Origin of the sequence: Streptomyces hygroscopicus, from assembly GCF_026168105.1 — a bacterium.
Taxonomy (GTDB): domain Bacteria; phylum Actinomycetota; class Actinomycetes; order Streptomycetales; family Streptomycetaceae; genus Streptomyces; species Streptomyces hygroscopicus_D.
Window position 1 is genome coordinate 104726 of the sequence record NZ_LBMW01000003.1, and the last position, 19407, is coordinate 124132.

The 19407-nt window shown below is 71.6% G+C and carries 9 protein-coding genes; 4 read left to right on the forward strand and 5 right to left on the reverse strand.

What is annotated here, in order from left to right; all coding sequences use genetic code 11:
• Positions 1-72: 72 nt before the first annotated feature.
• Positions 73-1209 carry a PP2C family protein-serine/threonine phosphatase gene (locus tag AAW14_RS04425; protein WP_265560101.1) on the forward strand — a complete coding sequence of 379 codons (1137 nt, stop codon included), beginning with the start codon at positions 73-75 and terminating at the stop codon, positions 1207-1209.
• Here the strand turns inward: AAW14_RS04425 and AAW14_RS04430 are convergent.
• The 5 genes from AAW14_RS04430 to AAW14_RS04450 form a co-directional block, all read right to left on the reverse strand.
• Entirely contained in the window at positions 1204-7707 is a 6504-nt protein-coding gene (locus tag AAW14_RS04430; RefSeq protein ID WP_322741007.1) for a type I polyketide synthase, read from the reverse strand. The two genes, AAW14_RS04425 and AAW14_RS04430, sit on opposite strands and share 6 nt — an antisense overlap.
• 123 nt (positions 7708-7830) lie before the next feature.
• Positions 7831-9117 carry a beta-ketoacyl synthase N-terminal-like domain-containing protein gene (locus AAW14_RS04435; RefSeq protein ID WP_265560105.1) on the reverse strand — a complete coding sequence of 429 codons (1287 nt, stop codon included), beginning with the start codon at positions 9115-9117 and terminating at the stop codon, positions 7831-7833.
• A gap of 142 nt (positions 9118-9259) precedes the next feature.
• Complete coding sequence (locus AAW14_RS04440; RefSeq protein WP_265560107.1) at positions 9260-9469, reverse strand: DUF5988 family protein; 210 nt, start codon at positions 9467-9469, stop codon at positions 9260-9262.
• 816 nt (positions 9470-10285) lie between these two features.
• Positions 10286-11110 (reverse strand): LLM class F420-dependent oxidoreductase, encoded by an 825-nt coding sequence (locus tag AAW14_RS04445; protein WP_265560109.1) that lies wholly within the window; start codon positions 11108-11110, stop codon positions 10286-10288.
• Positions 11111-11689: 579 nt separating this feature from the next.
• On the reverse strand, positions 11690-12526 hold the full coding sequence (locus tag AAW14_RS04450; RefSeq protein WP_265560111.1) for a DUF1206 domain-containing protein: 837 nt from the start codon (positions 12524-12526) through the stop codon (positions 11690-11692).
• 271 nt (positions 12527-12797) lie between these two features.
• Here AAW14_RS04450 and AAW14_RS04455 point away from each other — a divergent pair, with 271 nt between their 5' ends.
• From AAW14_RS04455 to AAW14_RS04465, 3 genes are all read left to right on the forward strand, one after another.
• Positions 12798-13718 (forward strand): helix-turn-helix domain-containing protein, encoded by a 921-nt coding sequence (locus AAW14_RS04455; protein WP_416223254.1) that lies wholly within the window; start codon positions 12798-12800, stop codon positions 13716-13718.
• A gap of 200 nt (positions 13719-13918) precedes the next feature.
• Positions 13919-18022 (forward strand): Pls/PosA family non-ribosomal peptide synthetase, encoded by a 4104-nt coding sequence (locus tag AAW14_RS04460; RefSeq protein ID WP_265560113.1) that lies wholly within the window; start codon positions 13919-13921, stop codon positions 18020-18022.
• The gene (locus tag AAW14_RS04465) at positions 18019-19407 is read left to right on the forward strand and encodes an aspartate aminotransferase family protein (RefSeq protein WP_265560114.1); all 1389 of its coding nucleotides are present in this window, start codon (positions 18019-18021) and stop codon (positions 19405-19407) included. The genes AAW14_RS04460 and AAW14_RS04465 overlap by 4 nt, the downstream gene beginning before the upstream one ends.

Consider the following 19407-nt stretch of genomic DNA (forward strand, 5'->3'; position numbering starts at 1 on the left):
CTTCGAAACTCCGGGAGGAACCCGGGACGGATCACCCTGCCGGGCGAACGGCCGGACGTGAGATCATGGCGTGTGACCCTCGGTGAGCTGCTCGACCTGCGGGGTCCGAGGTCCGGGCGGGCATTTGTGCTGATCCCGCTGGGGCTGATCGCCGCCGTCTGCACGGTGGACGTCCTGGCACCGCCGGACATCCATCTGGGCCCCCTGCTGGTCGCTGCACCCGCCATCACCTCGGCCTTCGCCGGACCGCGGCTGACGACTCTGATCGGCTTCCTCGCCGTCGGAGGCCAAATAGCCATCGGAGCGGCACGAGGCGTACTGACCACGGAGAACCTGCAGGCGCAGATCGCCGCTCTGATACTCGTCTCGGCCATGATCGTCGCGTTCTGCCTGTTCAGGGACAGACACGAACATCAGTTGACCCAGAGTCGATCCGTTGCCCAAGCCGTTCAGGAGGTGCTGTTCCCCCCGCTGCCCCAGCGCAGCGGCACCCTGGAGATCGCCTCGCTCTATTTCGCCGCCCAGGACGAGGCCTCCATGGGCGGGGACCTCTTCGCGGCGGCCCGTACCTCGCACAGCACCCGGCTGCTCATCGCCGATGTCCGGGGCAAGGGGCTGCCCGCGATCAGTCACGCGTCCCTCCTGCTGGGAGCCTTCCGCGCCGCCTCCCACCGCCAGCCCACACTGCCCAGACTCGCCGTCCATCTGGACGGCGCCATGCGCTGGGACCGCAGACAATGGCAGCCGCACCAGGCCCCCGACACCGACGAGGCCTTCGCCACTGCCCTGATCCTGGACATCCCCGACCAGGAATCCGTGGTCCACATCGTCACCTGCGGTCACCCGCCTCCGCTGCTCCTCGACCACGGTCATGCCGAGACGCTTCCCGTCGAATGGATCGCCCCGCCCCTCGGCCTGGCAGGACTGACCGCAGACGAGTACACGGTCGAATCCTTCGACTTCCGCACCTCCGACGTGCTGCTCCTCTACACCGACGGCGTACTGGAGGCGCGTAGTCCGGAAGGCGACTTCTACCCGCTTTCGCTCCGCGCGGCCGCCTGGAGCACCGAGCCCCCGGGGCAGGTGCTGCAACACCTGGGCGACGACCTGATCGCCCACGCACAGGGCAGGCTCTCCGACGACGCCGCGGCCGTCGCGATCGGACACCGTCCCGGCGACCTCCCGACGGCCGGGCGCGGTTCCTCATGACAGGTCCACCCCCATCTTCTGGGCCAAACCGGTCGCGAGCGCGGCGATCGTGGGGTGCCTCCAGACGAAGTCGCCGGCGAGCTTGACGCCCAGTGCCGCCTCCAGGCGGGTACGCAGTTCCATGGAGAGCAGCGAGTCGAAGCCGAGACTGCGCAGCGGTGTCTGCGGGTCCAGCCGTGCGCTCCCGAACTGCAGGACCGCGCCCATCTGTTCTGCGAGATAGGCCTCCAGGGCCGTCCGCCGGGCGAGCGGGGAGTCAAGTCCCGCCAGGCGTGCACGGATGTCGGATCCGGTGGCGTGTTCGCCTTTCGGTGATGCGGCGCCCGGACCCTCCTGGCCTGCCACGAGGCTCGCGAAGAAGGGGGCACTGCGGACCTTGGGCAGGATCCATGTCTCCGGCCGGCCGGGCAGTACACCGGTCACCACCCGCCGGTGGGTGAGCAGAACCTCGAGGGCGCGCAGGCCGTCCTTGGTGGAGATGGTCTCGTAGCCGCGCCCGGCGAAGTCGGTCGCGGCACCGACCTGTCCCCACGGCCCCCAGTTGACGGCCAGCGTGGGCAGCCCCAGGCCGGTTCGCCACGCGGCGAACGCGTCCAGCCAGGCGTTGGCGGCCGCGTACGCGCCCTGGCCCGGGTTGCCCAGCAGCGAAGCCATCGAGGAGTGGAGCACGAACCAGTCCGGTGCGTGGTCCCCAAGGGCCTCATGGAGCCGCCATGCCGCCGTCACCTTGGGCCGCCAGACACGCTCCAGCTGCTCGTCGGTGATGTTGGTGAGCACGGCGTCGTCCAGGACCATCGCCGAGTGCACCACTCCCCGCAACGGCAGCCCGCCCGCCGTCGCGGTGGACACGAGCCGTTCGGCCACCCCGGGCCGGGAGGCGTCCCCCAGCTCGACGGTGATGCGGGCGCCCGCGTCACGCAGTCGTGCCAGCGCTGCATCGGCGGCTCCGCCCGGCTTCGTACGGCCGTTGAGGACGATGTGTCCGGCGCCCAGTTCGGCCAGCCGGGCCGCCGTGGCCAGACCCACGCCGCCCAGGCCCCCGACGACGACGTACGACCCGTCGGAACGGACCGGCGAGGGCGGCTCGGCGCGCACGGCGGCCGTCTCCCCTCTCGCGGGCACGGTCAGTACGAGCTTGCCGATGTGACCGGCGCCCGCCATGAGACGGAACGCGTCCGTGGCCTCGGCCAGCGGGAACTCCCGGTACGGCAGCGCCTTGAGGTGCCCAGCGGCGAAAAGGTCCATGACCTCGCCCAGGAGGTCCTGGAAGACCCTCGGGCGGTTCTGCTGGAGCTGGATGAGGTCGACACTGCTGAAGGTGACGTTGTGCCGGAACGGCCCGAGACCGAGCGAGGTGTCGGCGAGGATGTCACGGACACCCAGCTCGACGAACCGGCCGAAGGGACGCAACGCCTCCAGACCCGCGCGGATCGCCGGACCCGAGAGCGAGTTGAGGACGACGTCCACGCCCTTGCCGCCGGTCGCCTCGCGCGCCTGCTCGGCGAAATCCAGTGAGCGGGAGTCCATGACGTGCCGGATGCCCATGCCACGCAGATAGCCGCGCTTCTCGTCGTTGCCGGCCGTGGCGAGTATCTCGGCCCCCAGGTAGCGGGCCACGGCGATTGCGGCCAGGCCCGTGCCACCGGTGGCGGAGTGGACCAGTATGCGTTCGCCCTCGGCGAGTCGCGCCACATGACGCAGCGCGTACCAGGCCGTGAGGTACGCTGTCGGGACCGCCGCCGCGGCGACGGCGTCCACACCGGACGGCACGGGGACCACCAAGTCGGCGCGGACCGTCGTGAACGAGCCGAAGGCACCGCCTGCGAGATCGACGGCCAGGACGGTGTCCCCGGGGCGGACGTGCTCGACGCCGGGGCCGGTGGCGGTCACCGTCCCCGTGCACTCGAAACCGATACGGTCACCGCCGCCCGCGCACCGGCCGGTGGTCGGCAGGAGTCCCATGACGGTGAGGACGTCACGGAAGTTCACTCCGGCCGCGCGTACCCGAAGCTCCACCTCGCCGGGGCCCGGAGCGCGCCGCTCCGTCGCCACGAGCCGCAGGGAACCCAGGTCCCCGGTCCGGCCCGCACGGAGCCGGAAGCGGTCCTCCCCGTAGTGCACGGTGAGGGCGGTCGCGGTCAGGCGTTCGGCGGCCGTCAGCGAGGCGGGGACGAGCCGGGCCATGCGGCGATCCGCACCGCGCACCGTCATCTCGTCCCCGGGGGCGCCGCTCAGCAGCAGCCCGGCTGTCTGCCGCAGGTCGTCGTCGGACCCTCCCAGGTCGAGGAGTACGGGACGCAACTCCGGGTGCTCGTGGGCCAGCACGCGAACCAGGCCGCGGACCGGGCCCTGGGCGGGGTCGCCCGTCTCGCCCGGCTCGACCGCGCGGGCGCCCCGCGTGACGACGTGCAGCCTGGGCGAGGGGGAGCAGTCCGCGACCGCCTGGACGACACCCAGGAGGCGCCGTGTGCGTTCCAGGGCGTCCACCGTGGGGTCGGCCACACGCTCACCGGCACCGGTCGCTCCCAGGGAGGCGGGCACCGCGGCGGCGGACCTCTCGGGCACGCCGGTCGGCGCGCACAGGAACACCACGGCGCCCGGCGGATCCCTCAGTTCCCGCTCGGCAAGGTGGGCCCGCAGTGCGGGAACACGGTGCTCGTTCTCCGGGAGGACCAGCGCCCGGGCGGTGGCCCCGGCCGCGCGCAGAGCCTCGGCGAGCACCTTCGCGTGGGCCCCGCGCTCGCCCACCACCAACCAGGGACCGGCCTGCGCGGTGGCCACCGCCCGGGCAGGCGCCGCTGCGGCGAGAGGCAGGGGCTGCCAGTCGACGGCGTAGAACCACCGGTCGACGTCGGCCCCCTCGGTGACTTCACGGTGCAGCAGCCGCAGGCCGTTCAGGGCGATCACGGTATGTCCGTCGGCGGTCAGTAGCCGGACGTCCGCGGTGATGCCACCGGGCTGGTCCCGCCTGATCCTCGCGTGGCCCTGGACGGCCGCGGCGGGATCTCCGTAGATCCTCAGCGACCCCGCGCCCACCGGGAGGATCAGGCCGCTCGCCGCCTCCTCGCGGGCCGGCGAAGCCACCGCCAACTGGGCGCACAGGTCCACGAGGACGGGATGGACGCACAGGGAGCCCGGAGTGGCGCCCGCCGCTGCCGGGACCGCCACCCGCGCCCAGACGCTGTCACCGGCGGCCGAAAGACGCACATCGCTCAGCCCCGCGAAGGCGGCCCCGTGGTAGAGGCCGCGCGAGCGCAGACGCTGGTACAAGGTGGCGGTCGGCAGGGCGACGGGGTGTTCCGTGACCAGGGCGTGCAGGGGGACGGGCGCGGGCTTCCGCGGTGCTCCGCCCGGAGTCAGGGTGGCACTGGCGTGCAGCACCCACGCCCTCTCGTCGGTGTCGCCGCGGCCGTTGTCTCCGCCCTCGGCGCGATCGGCATCGGCGTCGGCGCGCGCAAAGATCTCGCAGGTGGCGCGGTGCTGGGCGGTCAGGTCCGCCGTCATGGTGATCTCTCGGTCGCCGCCCAGATGAAGCAGTTCATGAAAGACGACGTCACGGACCTCCACATCGCGCGGCGCCGCGTTGAAGGCCTGACACGCAGCGCTCAGGGCGAGAGCACAGTAGGCGGCTCCCGGAAGGACCACCGCGTTGTTCACCCGGTGGTCGGCCAGCCATGGATGGGCCCGGGTCCCGGCTTCTCCGCGCCAGGTGTGCCGGACGGGACGCCCCGGCACCTTTCCATGGATTCCGGGCAGTGAACTCCCGCCGTCCACCGTCGAGTTCGCGGGGACACCGGCCGCCCCGGGGGACCGGCCGCCCTCGGGGCGGTCGGCCGGTTCGACCCAGTGCCGTTTGCGGTCGAAGGCGATGGTGGGCACATCGGCCAGGGCCCCGCCGCCATACAGAGCGGCCCAGTCGACGCGTACGCCCGAACAGTGCAGGGCGGCGAGCTGGGTGCGGAAGGTGAGCTGCTCGTTCTCTCCGCGCCGCAGGGTCGGCAGCACGACGGGGTCGTCGACCAGACCCCGCAGGCTGCCGGTGACGGACTGGGTGATCACCGGATGTGGGGAGACCTCCACATACACCGTGTGCCTGTCCTCGACGGCCGCACGCACGGCGTCCGCGAACCGCACCGGGCGGCGCAGATTGCGGCACCAGTACCCGGCGTCGAAGGCCGGTGTCAGACGCGGGTCGTCGAGGACGGTGGAATAGAACGGAACGAGGGGCGGACCGGGCGTCAGATCGGCGAGTTTCGCGGCGAGTTCGCCCAGGAGCGGCTCCACCTGGGGGGAGTGCGAGGCCACATCCACGGCGACCGTGCGAGCGGGAACGCCCCGCGCGTCCCAGCGCTCGACCAGCCGCTCCACGACGGCCGTGTCCCCGGCGACGACGGTCGAGCCGGGCGCGGCCAGGACCGCGACGGAGACCGATGCCCCGGCGCCGGCGGCCTCCAGCTCCGCCTCCACCTCGGCGCGGCCCAGCGCCACGGTCGCCATCGCGCCGGCGCCCGCGATCCGCGTCAGCAGGGCGGACCTTCGGCAGATCACCTGGACGCCGTCCCGCAGGGAGAGCGCCCCCGCGACGACGGCGGCGGCGACCTCGCCCATCGAGTGGCCCATGACCCCGGCGGGCTCCACACCGTAGGCCCGCCACGTCGCGGCCAGCGCGGTCTGCAGGGCGAACAGCACCGGTTGCACCCGTCCGCACCCGGTCACGGCCCGGCCCTCCCGCACGACGTCCAGTACGGAGAAGCCGGCCTCGGCGGCGATCAGCTGATCCACTTCGGACAGGGCGGCGGCGAAGGCCGGTTCATGCGCGAGGAACCCGCGGGCCATGCCCGGCCACTGAGAACCCTGCCCCGAGAAGACCCACACCGGGCGCCTGCACACCCCGGGCGCCACGGTCCCCGACACCACGCCCGGCACCACCTGCCCGGCGGCGTACGACCGCAGGTCACGTACGAGGGACGGGCGCGAGGACGCCACGGCGCCGAGCCGCCCGAGTCCCGCCGGGCGACGCAGCGCAAGGGTGTGCGCGACGTCCTCGAGCGGCACGCTCGCGCCGTCGCCCTCCAGCCAGTCCGCGAGCCGCCGCGCCGCCGTGGGCAGGGCGTCCGCGGAGCCCGCCGGCACCAGCAGGACATACGATTGCGCGGCCATGGGCCGCGGCCGGGACGGGCGCGGACCCGGCAGGCGGCGTACGGCCGAGGCAGGCGCCTGTTCCAGCACCACATGGGCGTTCGTGCCGGAGAAACCGAACGAGGAGACGGCGGCCAGCCGGGACGGGGTCCGCGCGGGCCAGTCCGTGGGCCGGTCGGGCACGAAGAACCGAGTGCCCTCGGGGCTGATGTCCGTGTTCCAGCGGGTGAAGTGCAGACTCGGCGGGACGACACCCTGGTGCAGGCACAGCACCGCCTTCATCAGACCGGTGACGCCCGCGGCGGGTTCCAGATGCCCCAGATTGGTCTTCACCGAGCCCAGCGCGCAGCGGTCCCGGCCCTGCCCGTAAACACGGGCCAGACTCGTGAACTCCACCGGATCGCCGACCGGTGTGCCCGTGCCGTGCGCCTCGAGCATGCCCATCTCCCCGGGATCGACCCCGGCACGGGCGAGAGCCTGCCGGAGCAGCGCCTCCTGGGCCGCCGCCGACGGTGCGGCCAGACCGTCGGACCGGCCGTCCTGGTTCACGGCCGAGCCCCGGACCACGGCCCATATCCGGTCGCCGTCCCGCACGGCGTCACGCAGTCGCTTCAGGACGACGACCGCGCAGCCCTCACCGCGTACGAAGCCGTCGGCCTGCGCATCGAACGCGCGGCAGCGCCCGGTCGGTGAGAGCATCCCCATCCGGACGAACGATCGCGTCGTCCTGGAGCCCAGCATCAACGTGACGCCGCCGGCGAGCGCGATGTCGCACTCCCCGTTCCACAGGGCCTGGTCGGCCAGGTGCAGGGCGACCAGCGAGGACGAGCACGCGGTGTCCAGGGCAAGTGAGGGGCCGTGCAGTCCGAGCAAGTAGGAGATGCGTCCCGGTGCGACGCAGTGACCGTTCGTCAGCACCGCGCCTTCCAGTTCCTTGGGATGCCCGGCCAGGCCGTCCATGTAGTCGGTGTAACTCAGCCCGGTGAACACCCCGGTTGACGTTCCGGCGAGACGGTCCGGCGGCAGCCCCGCGTGCTCCAATGCCTCCCAGGACACCTCGAGTAACAGCCGGTGCTGGGGGTCGAGTACGTCCGCCTCTCGGCCGGAGACACCGAAGAAGGCCGCGTCGAAACCGGATACGTCCTTCAGCCAGCCGCCCTGCCGGGGCGGCGCGGAGTCCCGCCTACACCCCACTTCCGTGCGCGTGGGCGGTGGTTCGCCGACCGCGTCGTGGCCGGCGACCAGCAGTCGCCACAGGGCGGCGGGTGAGTCGACGTCTCCCGGCAGGCGGCATCCCATGCCGATCACGGCGACGCGCCCGTCACCACCGGCTGTGAAACCGCGCTCGTTCAGTGCCACGAGCTTCTCCCTCTGCTGTCGTTCTGTGCTTGCTGTGGTGGTGAGGACGGTGATCGCCGACATTGCGGAGGCGACCGGTGCCGCCGCGTCCGGTCGTGACGGCCGACGAGGACGACATGGGCATCAGACGGCGTCCGGGCTGCCGACGAGGATCACGCTCTTCACGCCTCCGATCTGGTAATTGCAGGTCAGCGCGTACTCGAAGTCCAGGGGCCGGCTGCTGGTGCCGGGCACGGGGTCGAACGGCAGCCCCTCGGCGGGCTCTTCGCAGTTCGCCGTGGGACACACCTCGCCGCGGTTCATCATGAGCAGGCTCAGCGCCACCCCGACACAGCCCGACGGGGCGCCGTTGTGCCCGAAGCAGGCCTCCTGGGAGGTCATCACCACGCCGCTGTCGGCGCCGTAGAGCTGCTCGACCGCGCTCGCCTCGAAGGCGGTGACCACCACGTCGCCGTCGCTGCCGCCGTGGATGTAGGGCACCTGCGAGATGTCCCAGCGATCTCCCAGACACCGGCGGACGGCTTCCACCAGGGCGACCCCGCTGTCGTCGCTGGCCAGCGGATTCATCAGACCGTCGCGGGTCATGGCATGGGCCAGCACCTGCCCGTAGGCACGCGCGCCGCGCTCGTCGGCGCGGCTGCGCGACTCCAGGACGAGGGTCGCCGCGCCCTCACCGTGGTTCACACAGTCCGCCCGGCGGTCGTACGGGCGCATCAGACGGTCGAACGACGGAAGGAGCTCGGGCATGCCGGGCACCCGGACGCTCTCGTAGGCGCCCTGGGCGGACCGCAGAAGCCGCTGGACGTTCAGGATGACGTCCATGCCGAAGAGGTCCACGCCCGAGACGACGGCCAGGTCGACCGAGCCCTCGGCGATCAACCGCTGTGCCGTGCCGACCTGCACCGCCGACGAGGCGCAACCGCAGGACACGGTGAAGGACGGGCCGGTCGACCTGATGAGCGCGCCCTGCACCAGCGAGACATCGGACGGGGTGAGACCCTGCTGGCCCCGGACGAACAGTTCCATCGCCTCCTGGGGGCTGGTCGTCAGCGGGTCGGCCTCGAGCACCGCCAGGTAGGGGCCGACATTGGAGTCCACGCCGCCACGGCCGGTCAGTACGGCCGCCCCGGTCAGGTCACCCGCGCGAAAGTCCAGCCCGGCGTCCGCGCAGGCCTCCACCAACGAGATCAGCCCGAACCGGTGGGCGTTGGTGTAGTGCCGGGAGAACGTCGGCGGGACGTCCGGCAGCCGTGCGTCGAACATGGTCGGCGACAGGTCGACGGCCCCGTAGTAGACGTCCTCGTGCACCAGGCACGACGCACCTCGGGACGCGATCTCCCAGATGTCGTCCGCGGTGAACACGGGGCGGCTGCGCCCCGGCAGGCAGAACCCCATACCGGTGACCAACACGTCACGCGCGCTTGCTCCGCCGCGGGTCCGCCCGGGTGATAAGCCGATATCCGGCAGTCGGGAAGGTGAATTCGTCATGCCGACCTCCAAGCGGCGGCTGAGGGTGTGTCCGCGACACACGGTGGGTGAGCTGTCAGGCCGGCTATTCGGCACCGGGTGCGTGACGCACCCAGCGGTAGACCGGCATCGGGCCCTCGCCGATGTCGGCATACTCGCCCGTGAATTCGTAGTGCTCGAATCCGCTGCCGTACATCACTTTCACGGGGGTGCCCGTTCCGCCCGACGGAGCGTGCACGACCTGGGGAGCATCACAGGGGCCGCCTTTGAGCAGCACGAGGCTGGCGGAGGACATGGGTTATCCCTCCTGTCTTGTGGAAAGGCTGAGGGAGTTCGGCCGGGTGGTGCGCCGGTAAGAGGTGTCCGGAGAGTCTCACCAACTTAGGTCCCGGGCGGGTTGGAGGATACGGGGCATCGGAGCGCAGGAAGAGCGCGCGATCACAAACCGTTTCCATGCGCTAACTTATGTGCAAACGAGCCACCGGCAGGTCAGGCGGTGCTCCGGCGCACTCCTGGAGCAGGGAGCAACGCAACGTCAGCCGGTCGACATCCGGCCATTCGCATTCCGTGTATCTTGCAGTCGGCGTGCTCAGCGGACCGCCGTCCATTACTCGCCCAACACCGGTCTCACCAAGCTGATCTGACGGTGACCACGAGCATATGTTGCGCCCCTTCGATGCGCCGGATGAATTCCTCGGGGCTCGGGCCGGTCCTGGAAGTCGCTGATCGCTGTCATTTGCTCCGGAACCGTTCGCCGTGGTGAAGAGAGCAGCGGATTCCGATCGGCCGAAATTCGCCCAGGCAGGGTGGTTGGAACAGGGCGCAGCGCACATGAGTCCGAGCCCGGATCGTTCGGGGGAGTTGGCGGGCGGAGGCGATCTCCTGTCGGATCTGCTCACGCTTCTGCGGGGGCATGTACTCGAACGACGGGCCCAGGGCCTGCCACGGGTTGAGCGGGGACGGCGTCCTCATCAAGGCGACGGCCCGTTGCCTGGGGCCGAACATCCCGACGGTGGCCTCCCGCAGTTCCTCCTGCCGTCCGTTGCCGCACCCATGTGCGCCCGGCCGCGCCGCCACCGCGGTGCCGAAGGCCGACGCCCTGCCTGTCGCCTCAGCGGTAGCGTGCGGCCACTTCGGCCAGCCGGTCGAGTTCCTTCAGCGTGTCGCGTTCGGGTGTCGTCGGCAGGTAGAACAGCAGCCGCTCGACCCCCAGGGCGATGTAGGCCTCGATCTTCTCGGGGTCCTCGCGGACCGCATACACCGTCACCGGCACGTCCCGGCCCGCGAGGGAACGCAACCGTTCGATCTGCGGACCGAGCGCCGCGGGCGGCACGCTGTTGGCCAGCCATGCGTCACCCAGCCGCGCCACCCGCGGGAACGCGCCTTCGCCCCCACCGACATAGATCGGCGGATGTGGGCGCTGCACGGGCTTGGGCCAGGAGAAGACGGGATCGAAGTCCACGAACTCGCCATGGAACTCGGCCCTTTCCTTGGTCCACAGTTCTCGTATGGCGAGCAGCCGCTCGTCGCTGAGCCGGCCACGGGTCGAGGGGTCGGCGCCGTGGTTTCTCATCTCCTCACGGTTCCAACCGACACCGACGCCGAAGATCGCACGGCCGTCCGAGACCACATCGAGCGAGGCCACCTCCTTTGCCGTGATGATCGGATCTCGCTGCGGGATGAGCGCGATGCCGGTGGCCAGCAGCAGCCGCTCGGTCACCGCGCTGATCGCGCTCAGGGCGACGAACGGGTCGAGCGTGCGGTAGTAGATCTCCGGCAGCTCCCCGCCGCCCGGGTAGGGCGACCGGCGGTCCACCGGGATGTGCGAATGCTCGGCGACGAACAACGAGTCGAAAGCCCGCTCCTCCAGCGCCTTGCCGAGTGGGACCGGGCGGATGCCCCGGTCGGTGATGAAGGTCGCGATTCCGAATTTCACGGCGCCTCCGTCGAGGTTCGAAGCGAGCAAGTCGGCGTTCGAAGCAGGCAAACGGAGCGGAGACCGGATGGCAGAAGGCCTCGGAACTGCCGAGTGCCCACCGCGGCCGGTCCCACGGCCGCGAGCGGCCGACCCGGCGCCGGTTGAGGCATGTCACCGCTCCAGGGGCATCGGTTGCAGCGGGTTCGCTGAGCACGCGCCGGATGATTCCAGGTAACGCCCCTGGAGCACCGGCCGCAACCTTCTCCGGAACGGACTACGGGACCGGCTTCCCGGCCCGTCCTGCCCGTCTGACCTGTCCCGTCCTGCCCGGCCCGTCCCGCCCGTCCGACCTGTCCCGTCCCGCCCGTCTGACCTGTCCCGTCCCGCCCGGTCCGTCCCGCCCGTCCCGCTCGTCGTGGACCTGGTCCGTCCCGCCCGTCGAGCCTGGGCTGCCCTGCCTGTCCGACCGCTCGTCCTGCTCGTCGTGGACCTGGTCCGTCCCGCCCTCGTGGCCCGGTCCGTCCCGCCCGTCGTGCCATGCCGATCCCGCTCGTTGTGCCTGGCCCGCCCCCTCGCCGTGGCCCGGCCCGTCGAGGCTCAGACCCGGCGCCAGCGCGCCAGCGCGAAGGAGAACAGGCCGAACAGCACGACCCCGGCGGCGACCAGGACCAGCAGCCACGGCCCGAACGGTGTGTCGGCGAACGAGCGCAGTGTGTCGTCGAGTCCCTTGGCCCGGTCGGGCCGGTGGTCGACCGCCGCACGCATGGCGAAGGCCCCCGCCGCGGCGAACACCAGCCCCCGCGCCGTACCGCCACCCACACCGGCGATGTCCACCAGCCGCCGGGTCCGCGGGGACATCGCGCCCAGCTTCAGCTTGTCGTGATAGTCGCGCCGCACGGCCCGTGCACCGATCCGCACCCCCGCCACGACGATGCCGGCCGCCGCCAGGCCCACGAGCCACCGGCCGCCCGGCATCCCCAGGGCCCTGGCCGTCACGTCCCGGGACTGCTCGTCGCTGGATCGGCTCCCACCGCCGGCGCCGGACGCGAAGGACAGCACGGAGGCGGCGGCGAACGCATAGAACACACAACGGGCCAGCGCCGACAGCCGCTTGACCGCCTTGCGGCCGTCCGGCCCGACCGAGCCCACGACGGCCTCGGACAGCCGCCACAGCGCCATGCCGACCACCCCGATGCCCAGCGCCCACAGCAGTACCGCCCCGAACGGTTCGGCCGCGATCTCGGCCAGGGCACCGCTGCGGTCGGCCTGCCGCGTGCCGTCGCCGAGGGCGATCCGCAGAGCCAGGACACCGACCAGCAGGTAGATCACTCCGCGTGCGGTCAGCCCCGCCCGGGCGGCGCCCCGTGTCACCGAGCTCCTCGCCGCGCGTCGCGCCTTGCCCCGGCCGGTCAACGCCATGGCACTCGTGTTCATCTCGACCTCCCGCAGTCCGGATGCCCTGGGAACGTCCGGGCATACGCGGCGTGCGGGCCGCCCCGGCGACCAGCGGCGCGGCTGCCCTGCGGGAGCGGGACGGCCGGTCGGGGCCGGAGCCGGCATCCGAGCCGGTGGGCGAAGGGTGTCGTGGAAGCGGTCAGGGCGCGCACGGCGGACGACCGGTCGGTCCGTCGGGCGATCACATTCGGACTGCCGTCAGGGGCAATATTCTGGGAGCTCGGGAGTTCCTTCATGGTCAGACACGGACATGAGCGAGATCACCACCATGGCGACCACCCAGGACGCCGACACCCCCGGTGCGGCCGGCCGGCCGATCCCCGGGTTCGGCTTCGATCCACCGGCCGCTCCCGTGCCCGGCCTCGTGATCACCGACCTGGAGACCCTCCACGGCCGAGTGAGCGACGGCAGTCTGGAGCGGGTTCATCGCGTCGGCTTCCACGCCATCACCCTGATCACCGAGGGCAGCGGCGAGCACACCGTCGACTTCGTCACCCACCCCTGCCGGCCCGGCACCCTGCTGTGGGTCCGTCCCGGCCAGGTGCAGCGCTTCGGCCGCGCCGGATCGATGAACGGTACGCACCTGCTGTTCACACCCGCCTTCCCACCCCACTTCGGCGGCGTCGACCGGCTGGTGGGCGAGTGGTACGGCCCCGTCTGCCGGCAGCTGGGCACCGGCGAGGACTACACCACCCTGTCCACCCTGCTGGACCGTATGCGGGCCGAATTCAGCAGGCCGGGCGGCGAAGTGTCGCGGGAGATCCTGCAACTCCTGCTCGCCGCGGTCCTGTTGAACATCGACCGGCTACCCGGACAGGGCGGGCGAAGGGACCCGCACACCGGCGGCGAGATCTACACCCGATTCCGTACGGAACTGGAGCGCTCCTACGCCGCCACCCGCCGCGCCGAGGACTACGCCCGGCGCATCGGCTGCAGCGTCCGGACCCTGACCCGTGCCTGCCAGGCCGTCACCGGGCAACCCGTCAAGCAGGTCATCGACGCCCGCGTCGCCCTGGAGGCCCAGCGTCTGCTCGCGCACACCGGGGAACCCGTCGCGACCATCGCCCGTCGGCTCGGCTTCTCCGAGCCGACGAACTTCGGCAAGTTCTTCACCCACCACACCGGCACCAACCCCGGCGACTTCCGCCGCAACCAGCAGAGCCCTCCGTGAGCCAAGGCCGGCACCGACCGGCGGTGCCGTGTCCGCCGGGACGTTCCAGGGGAACGGCCGGTGCGCTCGTACTCCTCGGCGTCCTTCCGCGGGCGAGAAAGTCCGTGAGACTTACCCTCGCCTAACCCCTGTCTTTGCTGGAGTTAACCGCAGTCTCCCTAGCATCGAGATGTGAGGTGATGCACCTCGCGGAGGACGTCATGAGCAAGCGAATCTTCCTCGACGTCCGCGACGGTGTGGACGACGCCCGGGTCCCCGTGAGCCCGCCGTGGGACGATTGCCCGCCAAACCTGGGCCCGCCACCGGCGCGAGCCCTGAGCGACCTGTTCGAGCTCACCTGCGACCGGAGCCCTTCGGCCACCGCCGTGGTCTGCGGACCGCAGCGCCTCGACTACGTGGAACTGGACCGCCGCGCCAACCGGCTGGCGCATCTGCTCAGGGCGCGCGGGGCGACGGCCCGCGACCGCATGGGAATCCTGCTCGAGCGCTCCTGCGACACCTACGTGGCCCTGCTGGGCGTGCTCAAGGCGGGGGCCGCGTACGTGCCGCTCGATCCGTCCTTCCCCACCGACCGGCTGGCCTTCATCGCCCACGACGCGGGCCTGCGGGAGCTGGTGACGGCGTCGGCGCTGCGGGCACGGACCGGGGATCTTCCCTGTGCCGTACTGGAGGTCGACCGGGTCGAGGACCGTCTTTCCCTCCAGCCGGACATCCGGCCGGCGGTCGGCGTCGAGCCGTCGGACGAGTGCTACGTCGTCTACACCTCGGGGACGACGGGGAGGCCCAAGGGAGTCGCCGTATCGCACGCGAGCATCGTCAACTTCCTGCGAGTCGTCGCCCCGGTCTACCGCGTGACCGCCGAGGACCGGGTGTACCAGGGCCTGTCGATCGCCTTCGACTTCGCCATCGAGGAGATCTGGCCGACGTGGATGGCGGGGGCCACCCTGGTGGCGGCCCCGGCCGGCGCCAGGCTCGCCGGGCCGGAACTCCGGGATTTCCTCGCCGGACAGGACATCACGGTGCTGTGCTGTGTGCCCACCCTGCTGACGACCCTCGACGCGGAGGTCCCCTCCCTGCGCAGCCTGCTCGTCAGCGGTGAGACCTGCCCTCCCGATCTGGTCCGCCGCTGGTGGCGTCCGGGCCGCCGCATCCTCAACGCCTACGGGCCGACCGAGACGACCGTGACCGCCACCTGCGCCGAGCTCCATCCGCACCGGCCCGTCACGATCGGTACTCCGCTGCCCACGTATCGCGTCTACATCCTGGACGACCGACTGCGACCGGTCGCGGCGGGCGACAGCGGCGAGATCTGCATCGGTGGGCCCGGCGTGGCGCTCGGCTACGTCAACCGCTCCGAACTCACCGCGGAGCGCTTCGTCCCCAACCCGGTGCCGCGCGATCGCGCCGCCGTGCCGCGGATCTACCGCACGGGCGACCGGGGCAGGGTCACCGCCACCGGGGAGATCGAGTACCAGGGCCGCACCGACACCCAGGTGAAGATCCGCGGCTACCGCATCGAACTCGCCGAGATCGAGGAGATCCTGCGCGAGGACGAGGCCGTCGAGAGCGCGGTCGTCGCACCGCGGGAACGGGACGGCACCGCACCGGACCTGATCGGCTACGTCACCCTGCACGACCGCTCGGCCGCGGAGGACGGGGAGGTTCTCCGTGACCGCCTGCGCACGGCGCTGCGCCGCCGGCTGCCCGAGTACATGATCCCCGCATGGGTGGAGGTCCTCCCCGCGCTTCCGCTGCTCGCCGCCGACAAGGTGGACCGCGCCGCGCTGCCCGCCCCGACGTCACGGCCGCTCGCCTGCGGTTCCCGCTCGCACGTCTCCGCGGCGACACCGCAGGAGGAGCGGCTGGCGGAGCTGTGGCAGAACGTCCTCGGCCGTGGCCCGATCTCGGTCGAGGACGACTTCTTCCGCGATCTTGGCGGCCACTCCATGACCGCCGCCGTCCTCGTCTCCCGGCTGCGCCGGGACGAGCCCTCGAGGGATGTGGCCATGGGCGACCTTTATGCCCATCCCACCGTTCGGGGGCTGGCCGCTTTCATCGAGGCCGGCCTCGGCACGCCGGACGCGCCACGACCGTCGTCGGCGGCGCCCGTCCAGCGCCGTTCCAGCGTGCAGGTCACGGCCTGCGGAGTGGCGCAATTGGCGGCGCTGTACGCGTGGTTGCTCCTCCCGGGCCTCACGGTGGTCCTCCTGCCGTACCGGCAGTACGCCGCCTGGCACGGCTCCGTACCGGGGGCGGCGGCCGACGGCATCCTGGGCAGCCTCGTCCACATGCCGCTGGGGCCCTTCCTCGCCCTGGAGGCCGCATGGCTGGCGCTCACCCTTCTCCCACTGCCGCTGCTGGTCTGCCGGTTGCTGATGACCGGTGTCCGTGCGGGGACCTATCCGCTGTGGGGCGTCACCTATCTGCGGTTCTGGCTCCACGGCAGGCTGCTGGCCCTGACACCGCTGCGCCTCCTGGGCGGCTCGCCGCTGCTCGCTCCCTGCCTGCGGCTGCTGGGCGCCCGCGTCGGCCGGGGCTGCCATCTGCAGGCCGTGCTCGCCCCGCTCTCCCTGCTGGAGATCGGGGACGGCGCCAGTATCGGCTACGGCGCCCGCCTGCAGACGTACGCGGTCGAGGGTGGCCGGCTGCGGCTGGCACCGGTCCGGATCGGAACCGGCGCCTTCGTGGGGGCCAACAGCGTGGTGCAGCCCGGTGCCGTCATCGGCGACCACGCGTCGGTCGGCGAGCAGTCACTCGTACCCGAGGACGGTGCCGTACCACCGCACGAGCACTGGGCCGGTTCCCCCGTCACCCGCCAGGACGCGCCCCCGGCCCTGTTGCAGGACATGGCCGCGCAGGCCGACGACGGTCCCTGGCCGGTCCATGTGCTGGCCGGACACGTGGCGGGCGCGCTGCTCATCCTGTTCATCCCGCTGCTGGTCATCGGGGCGGCCGCGACGTTCGTCGGGTACACGGCCGTGCGGCACGGCATCGGATGGGCGATCGCGTCCACGGCGGTGGCCGGACCCCTCGTCGTCGCCGCCACCTGTGTGTGCGTCCTCGTCGTCAAGCGGGCGGTGATGCCGAGGACCCCGGCCGGCATCCACGCGGAGCGCAGCGGATTCGGGGTGCGCAAGTGGATCAGTGACGGTCTGATGGCCATCAGCCTCACCATGACCCAGGCTCTGTACTCGACCCTGTACCTCGTCCCGTTCCTGCGCGCGATGGGCGCGCGCACCGGGCGCTGGTCGGAGGTGGCGACGGTCAGTTTCGTCGACCCGGACATGCTCGTCACCGGGGAGCAGTGCTTCCTCGCGGACGTCAGCGTCGTCGGATCCGCGGTGTTCCATCGCGGCCGTGTCGCCATCGCGCCGGCGGAGATCGGGCGGCGCAGCTTCGTCGGCAACGGCGCACTGGTCCCGGGCTCCCACCGGCTCGGCGACGACAGTCTGCTGGGCGTCCACTCTCTCGCGCCGCCCAAGGCGACGGGACCCGAAACCACCTGGCTCGGCTCGCCGGCGATCTTCCTGCCCAGCCGCCAGGCCAGCCAGGAATTCCCGCAGGCGCTCACCTACCTGCCCTCGCGGGGACTCATCGCGGCACGTCTGGCCGTCGAGTACTTCCGGGTGACCCTCCCCGCGACCTGCAGCACACTCGGCCTCCTGGGCCTCCTGTACGCCTGGGCAGCGCTGGCAGCGGCGGTTCCGCCGCTCGCGGTGGTCGTGCTCGGGCCGGCCCTGCTGCTCGGGTCGGACATGGGCTGCGCCCTGGTGGCAGTGGCTCTCAAGTGGGCGGTGATCGGCCGCTACCGGCCGCGGGTCGAACCGCTGTGGAGCGTCTGGGTACGGCGCACCGAACTGATCACCGGCCTCTACGAGAACCTCGTCGCGCCCCTCATGATGAACCTCTTCATCGGCAGTCCCTGGGCGGCCATGGTGCTGCGGCTGTTCGGCGCCCGCATCGGCCGCCGCGTGTGGCTGAACACCACCTTTCTCACCGAGTTCGACCTGGTCAGGCTCGGCGATGACGCGGCCGTCGGCGAAGTCACCTCCCTGCAGACCCATCTGTTCGAGGACCGGGTGATGAAGATGTCCAGGGTCACCGTCGAGGCGGCCGCCTCGGTCGGCACCCGTTCCGTCGTCCTGTACGACGCGCGGGTGGGCGAGGGCGCCTGTCTGGACGCCATGTCCCTGGCGATGAAAGGCGAATCACTGCCCGCGGGAACCCGCTGGCGGGGCATCCCGGCGGCTCCCCGCCGCGCCGACGAACCAACCGCCCCGACCAAGCCAGGAGATCCCTCATGACCATCTCCCTCCTGTCCGGCCGTCCGACGGCACCGCACGTCATGGGCGACCTGCCCGGACCACGCTCCGCGGAACTGCTCGCGCGTCAGGAACGCCGGGAGTCCAACGCCCGTACCTACCCCCGCCATCTCCCCATCGCGCTGGCCGACGGCGACGGAAGCTTCGTCCGCGACGTCGACGGAAACCTCTTCATCGACTTCCTGGGCGGCGCCGGAGTGCTCTCGCTGGGCCACAACCACCCCGACGTCGTCGAGGCCGTGATGCGGCAGCTGCGCTCACTCACTCATGGCCTCGACTTCCCCACACCTGCCAAGGACGCCTTCACCGAGGCCCAACTATCCATGATTCCACCCGAGTTGAGAGCACGTTTGAAGATGCACTTCTGCGGGCCGACGGGCGCGAACGCCGTGGAAGCGGCCGTCAAACTGTGCAAGATCGCCACAGGCAGGGGCGACGTCATCTCCTTCCAGGGCGCCTTCCACGGCAGCACCCACGCGGCCATGGCTCTCAGCGGCCCGGTCTCCCAGAAGGCGCCGGTGCCGAACGGCATGCCGGGCGTCCACTTCTTCCCGTACTGCTCCTGCGGCGGCACTTCGGATCCGGTACCCGGCCGGTGCACCAAGGACTGTGCCGGACAACTGGAGCGGGCGCTGCACGACAGCAACGGCGGCATTCCGCCCCCGGCGGCAGTGATCCTCGAACTCGTACAGGGGGAAGGCGGCGTCGTGATCCCCGGCCGGGACTTCGTACGGCGGGTACGGTCGCTGACCCGTTCCCTCGGCATCCCGCTCATCGCCGACGAGGTGCAGACGGGCTGCGGACGCACCGGGACGTGGTTCGCCTTCGAGCAGTACGGCATCGAACCGGACGTGATCCTCGCCTCCAAGGCCCTCAGCGGCATAGGCCTCCCGGTCGCCGTCATCCTGTACGACGCCGCACTGGACACCTGGGCGCCCGGCGCGCACATCGGTACCTTCCGCGGGAATCAACTGGCCTTCGCCGCCGGCGTGGAGGCGATCCGGGTCATCCGGCGCGATGCCGTGCTCGCCAATGTACGGCGGCGCGGTGAGCAGATCGCGGACCGGCTCGCGGCGCTGTCCGGCTGTCCAGGGGTCCGCGAAGTACGGGGGCTCGGCCTGATGTGGGGGATCGAGATGGCAGAGCCCGACGGCGGCAGGCCCGCGACCGCGATGGCGGCGGCGGTCCAGAGCCACGCGCTGCGCCACGGGCTCATCGTGGAACGCGGCGGGCGGGAGGACACCGTCGTACGCATCCTGCCCCCGCTCGACGTCACCGCCGAGGTGGTGGACATGGCCTGCGCGATACTCGTGGAAGCCGTCTTCGCGTGCAGTGCTCCGTCGTGCACCCCGGCCCGGTCCGGTTAG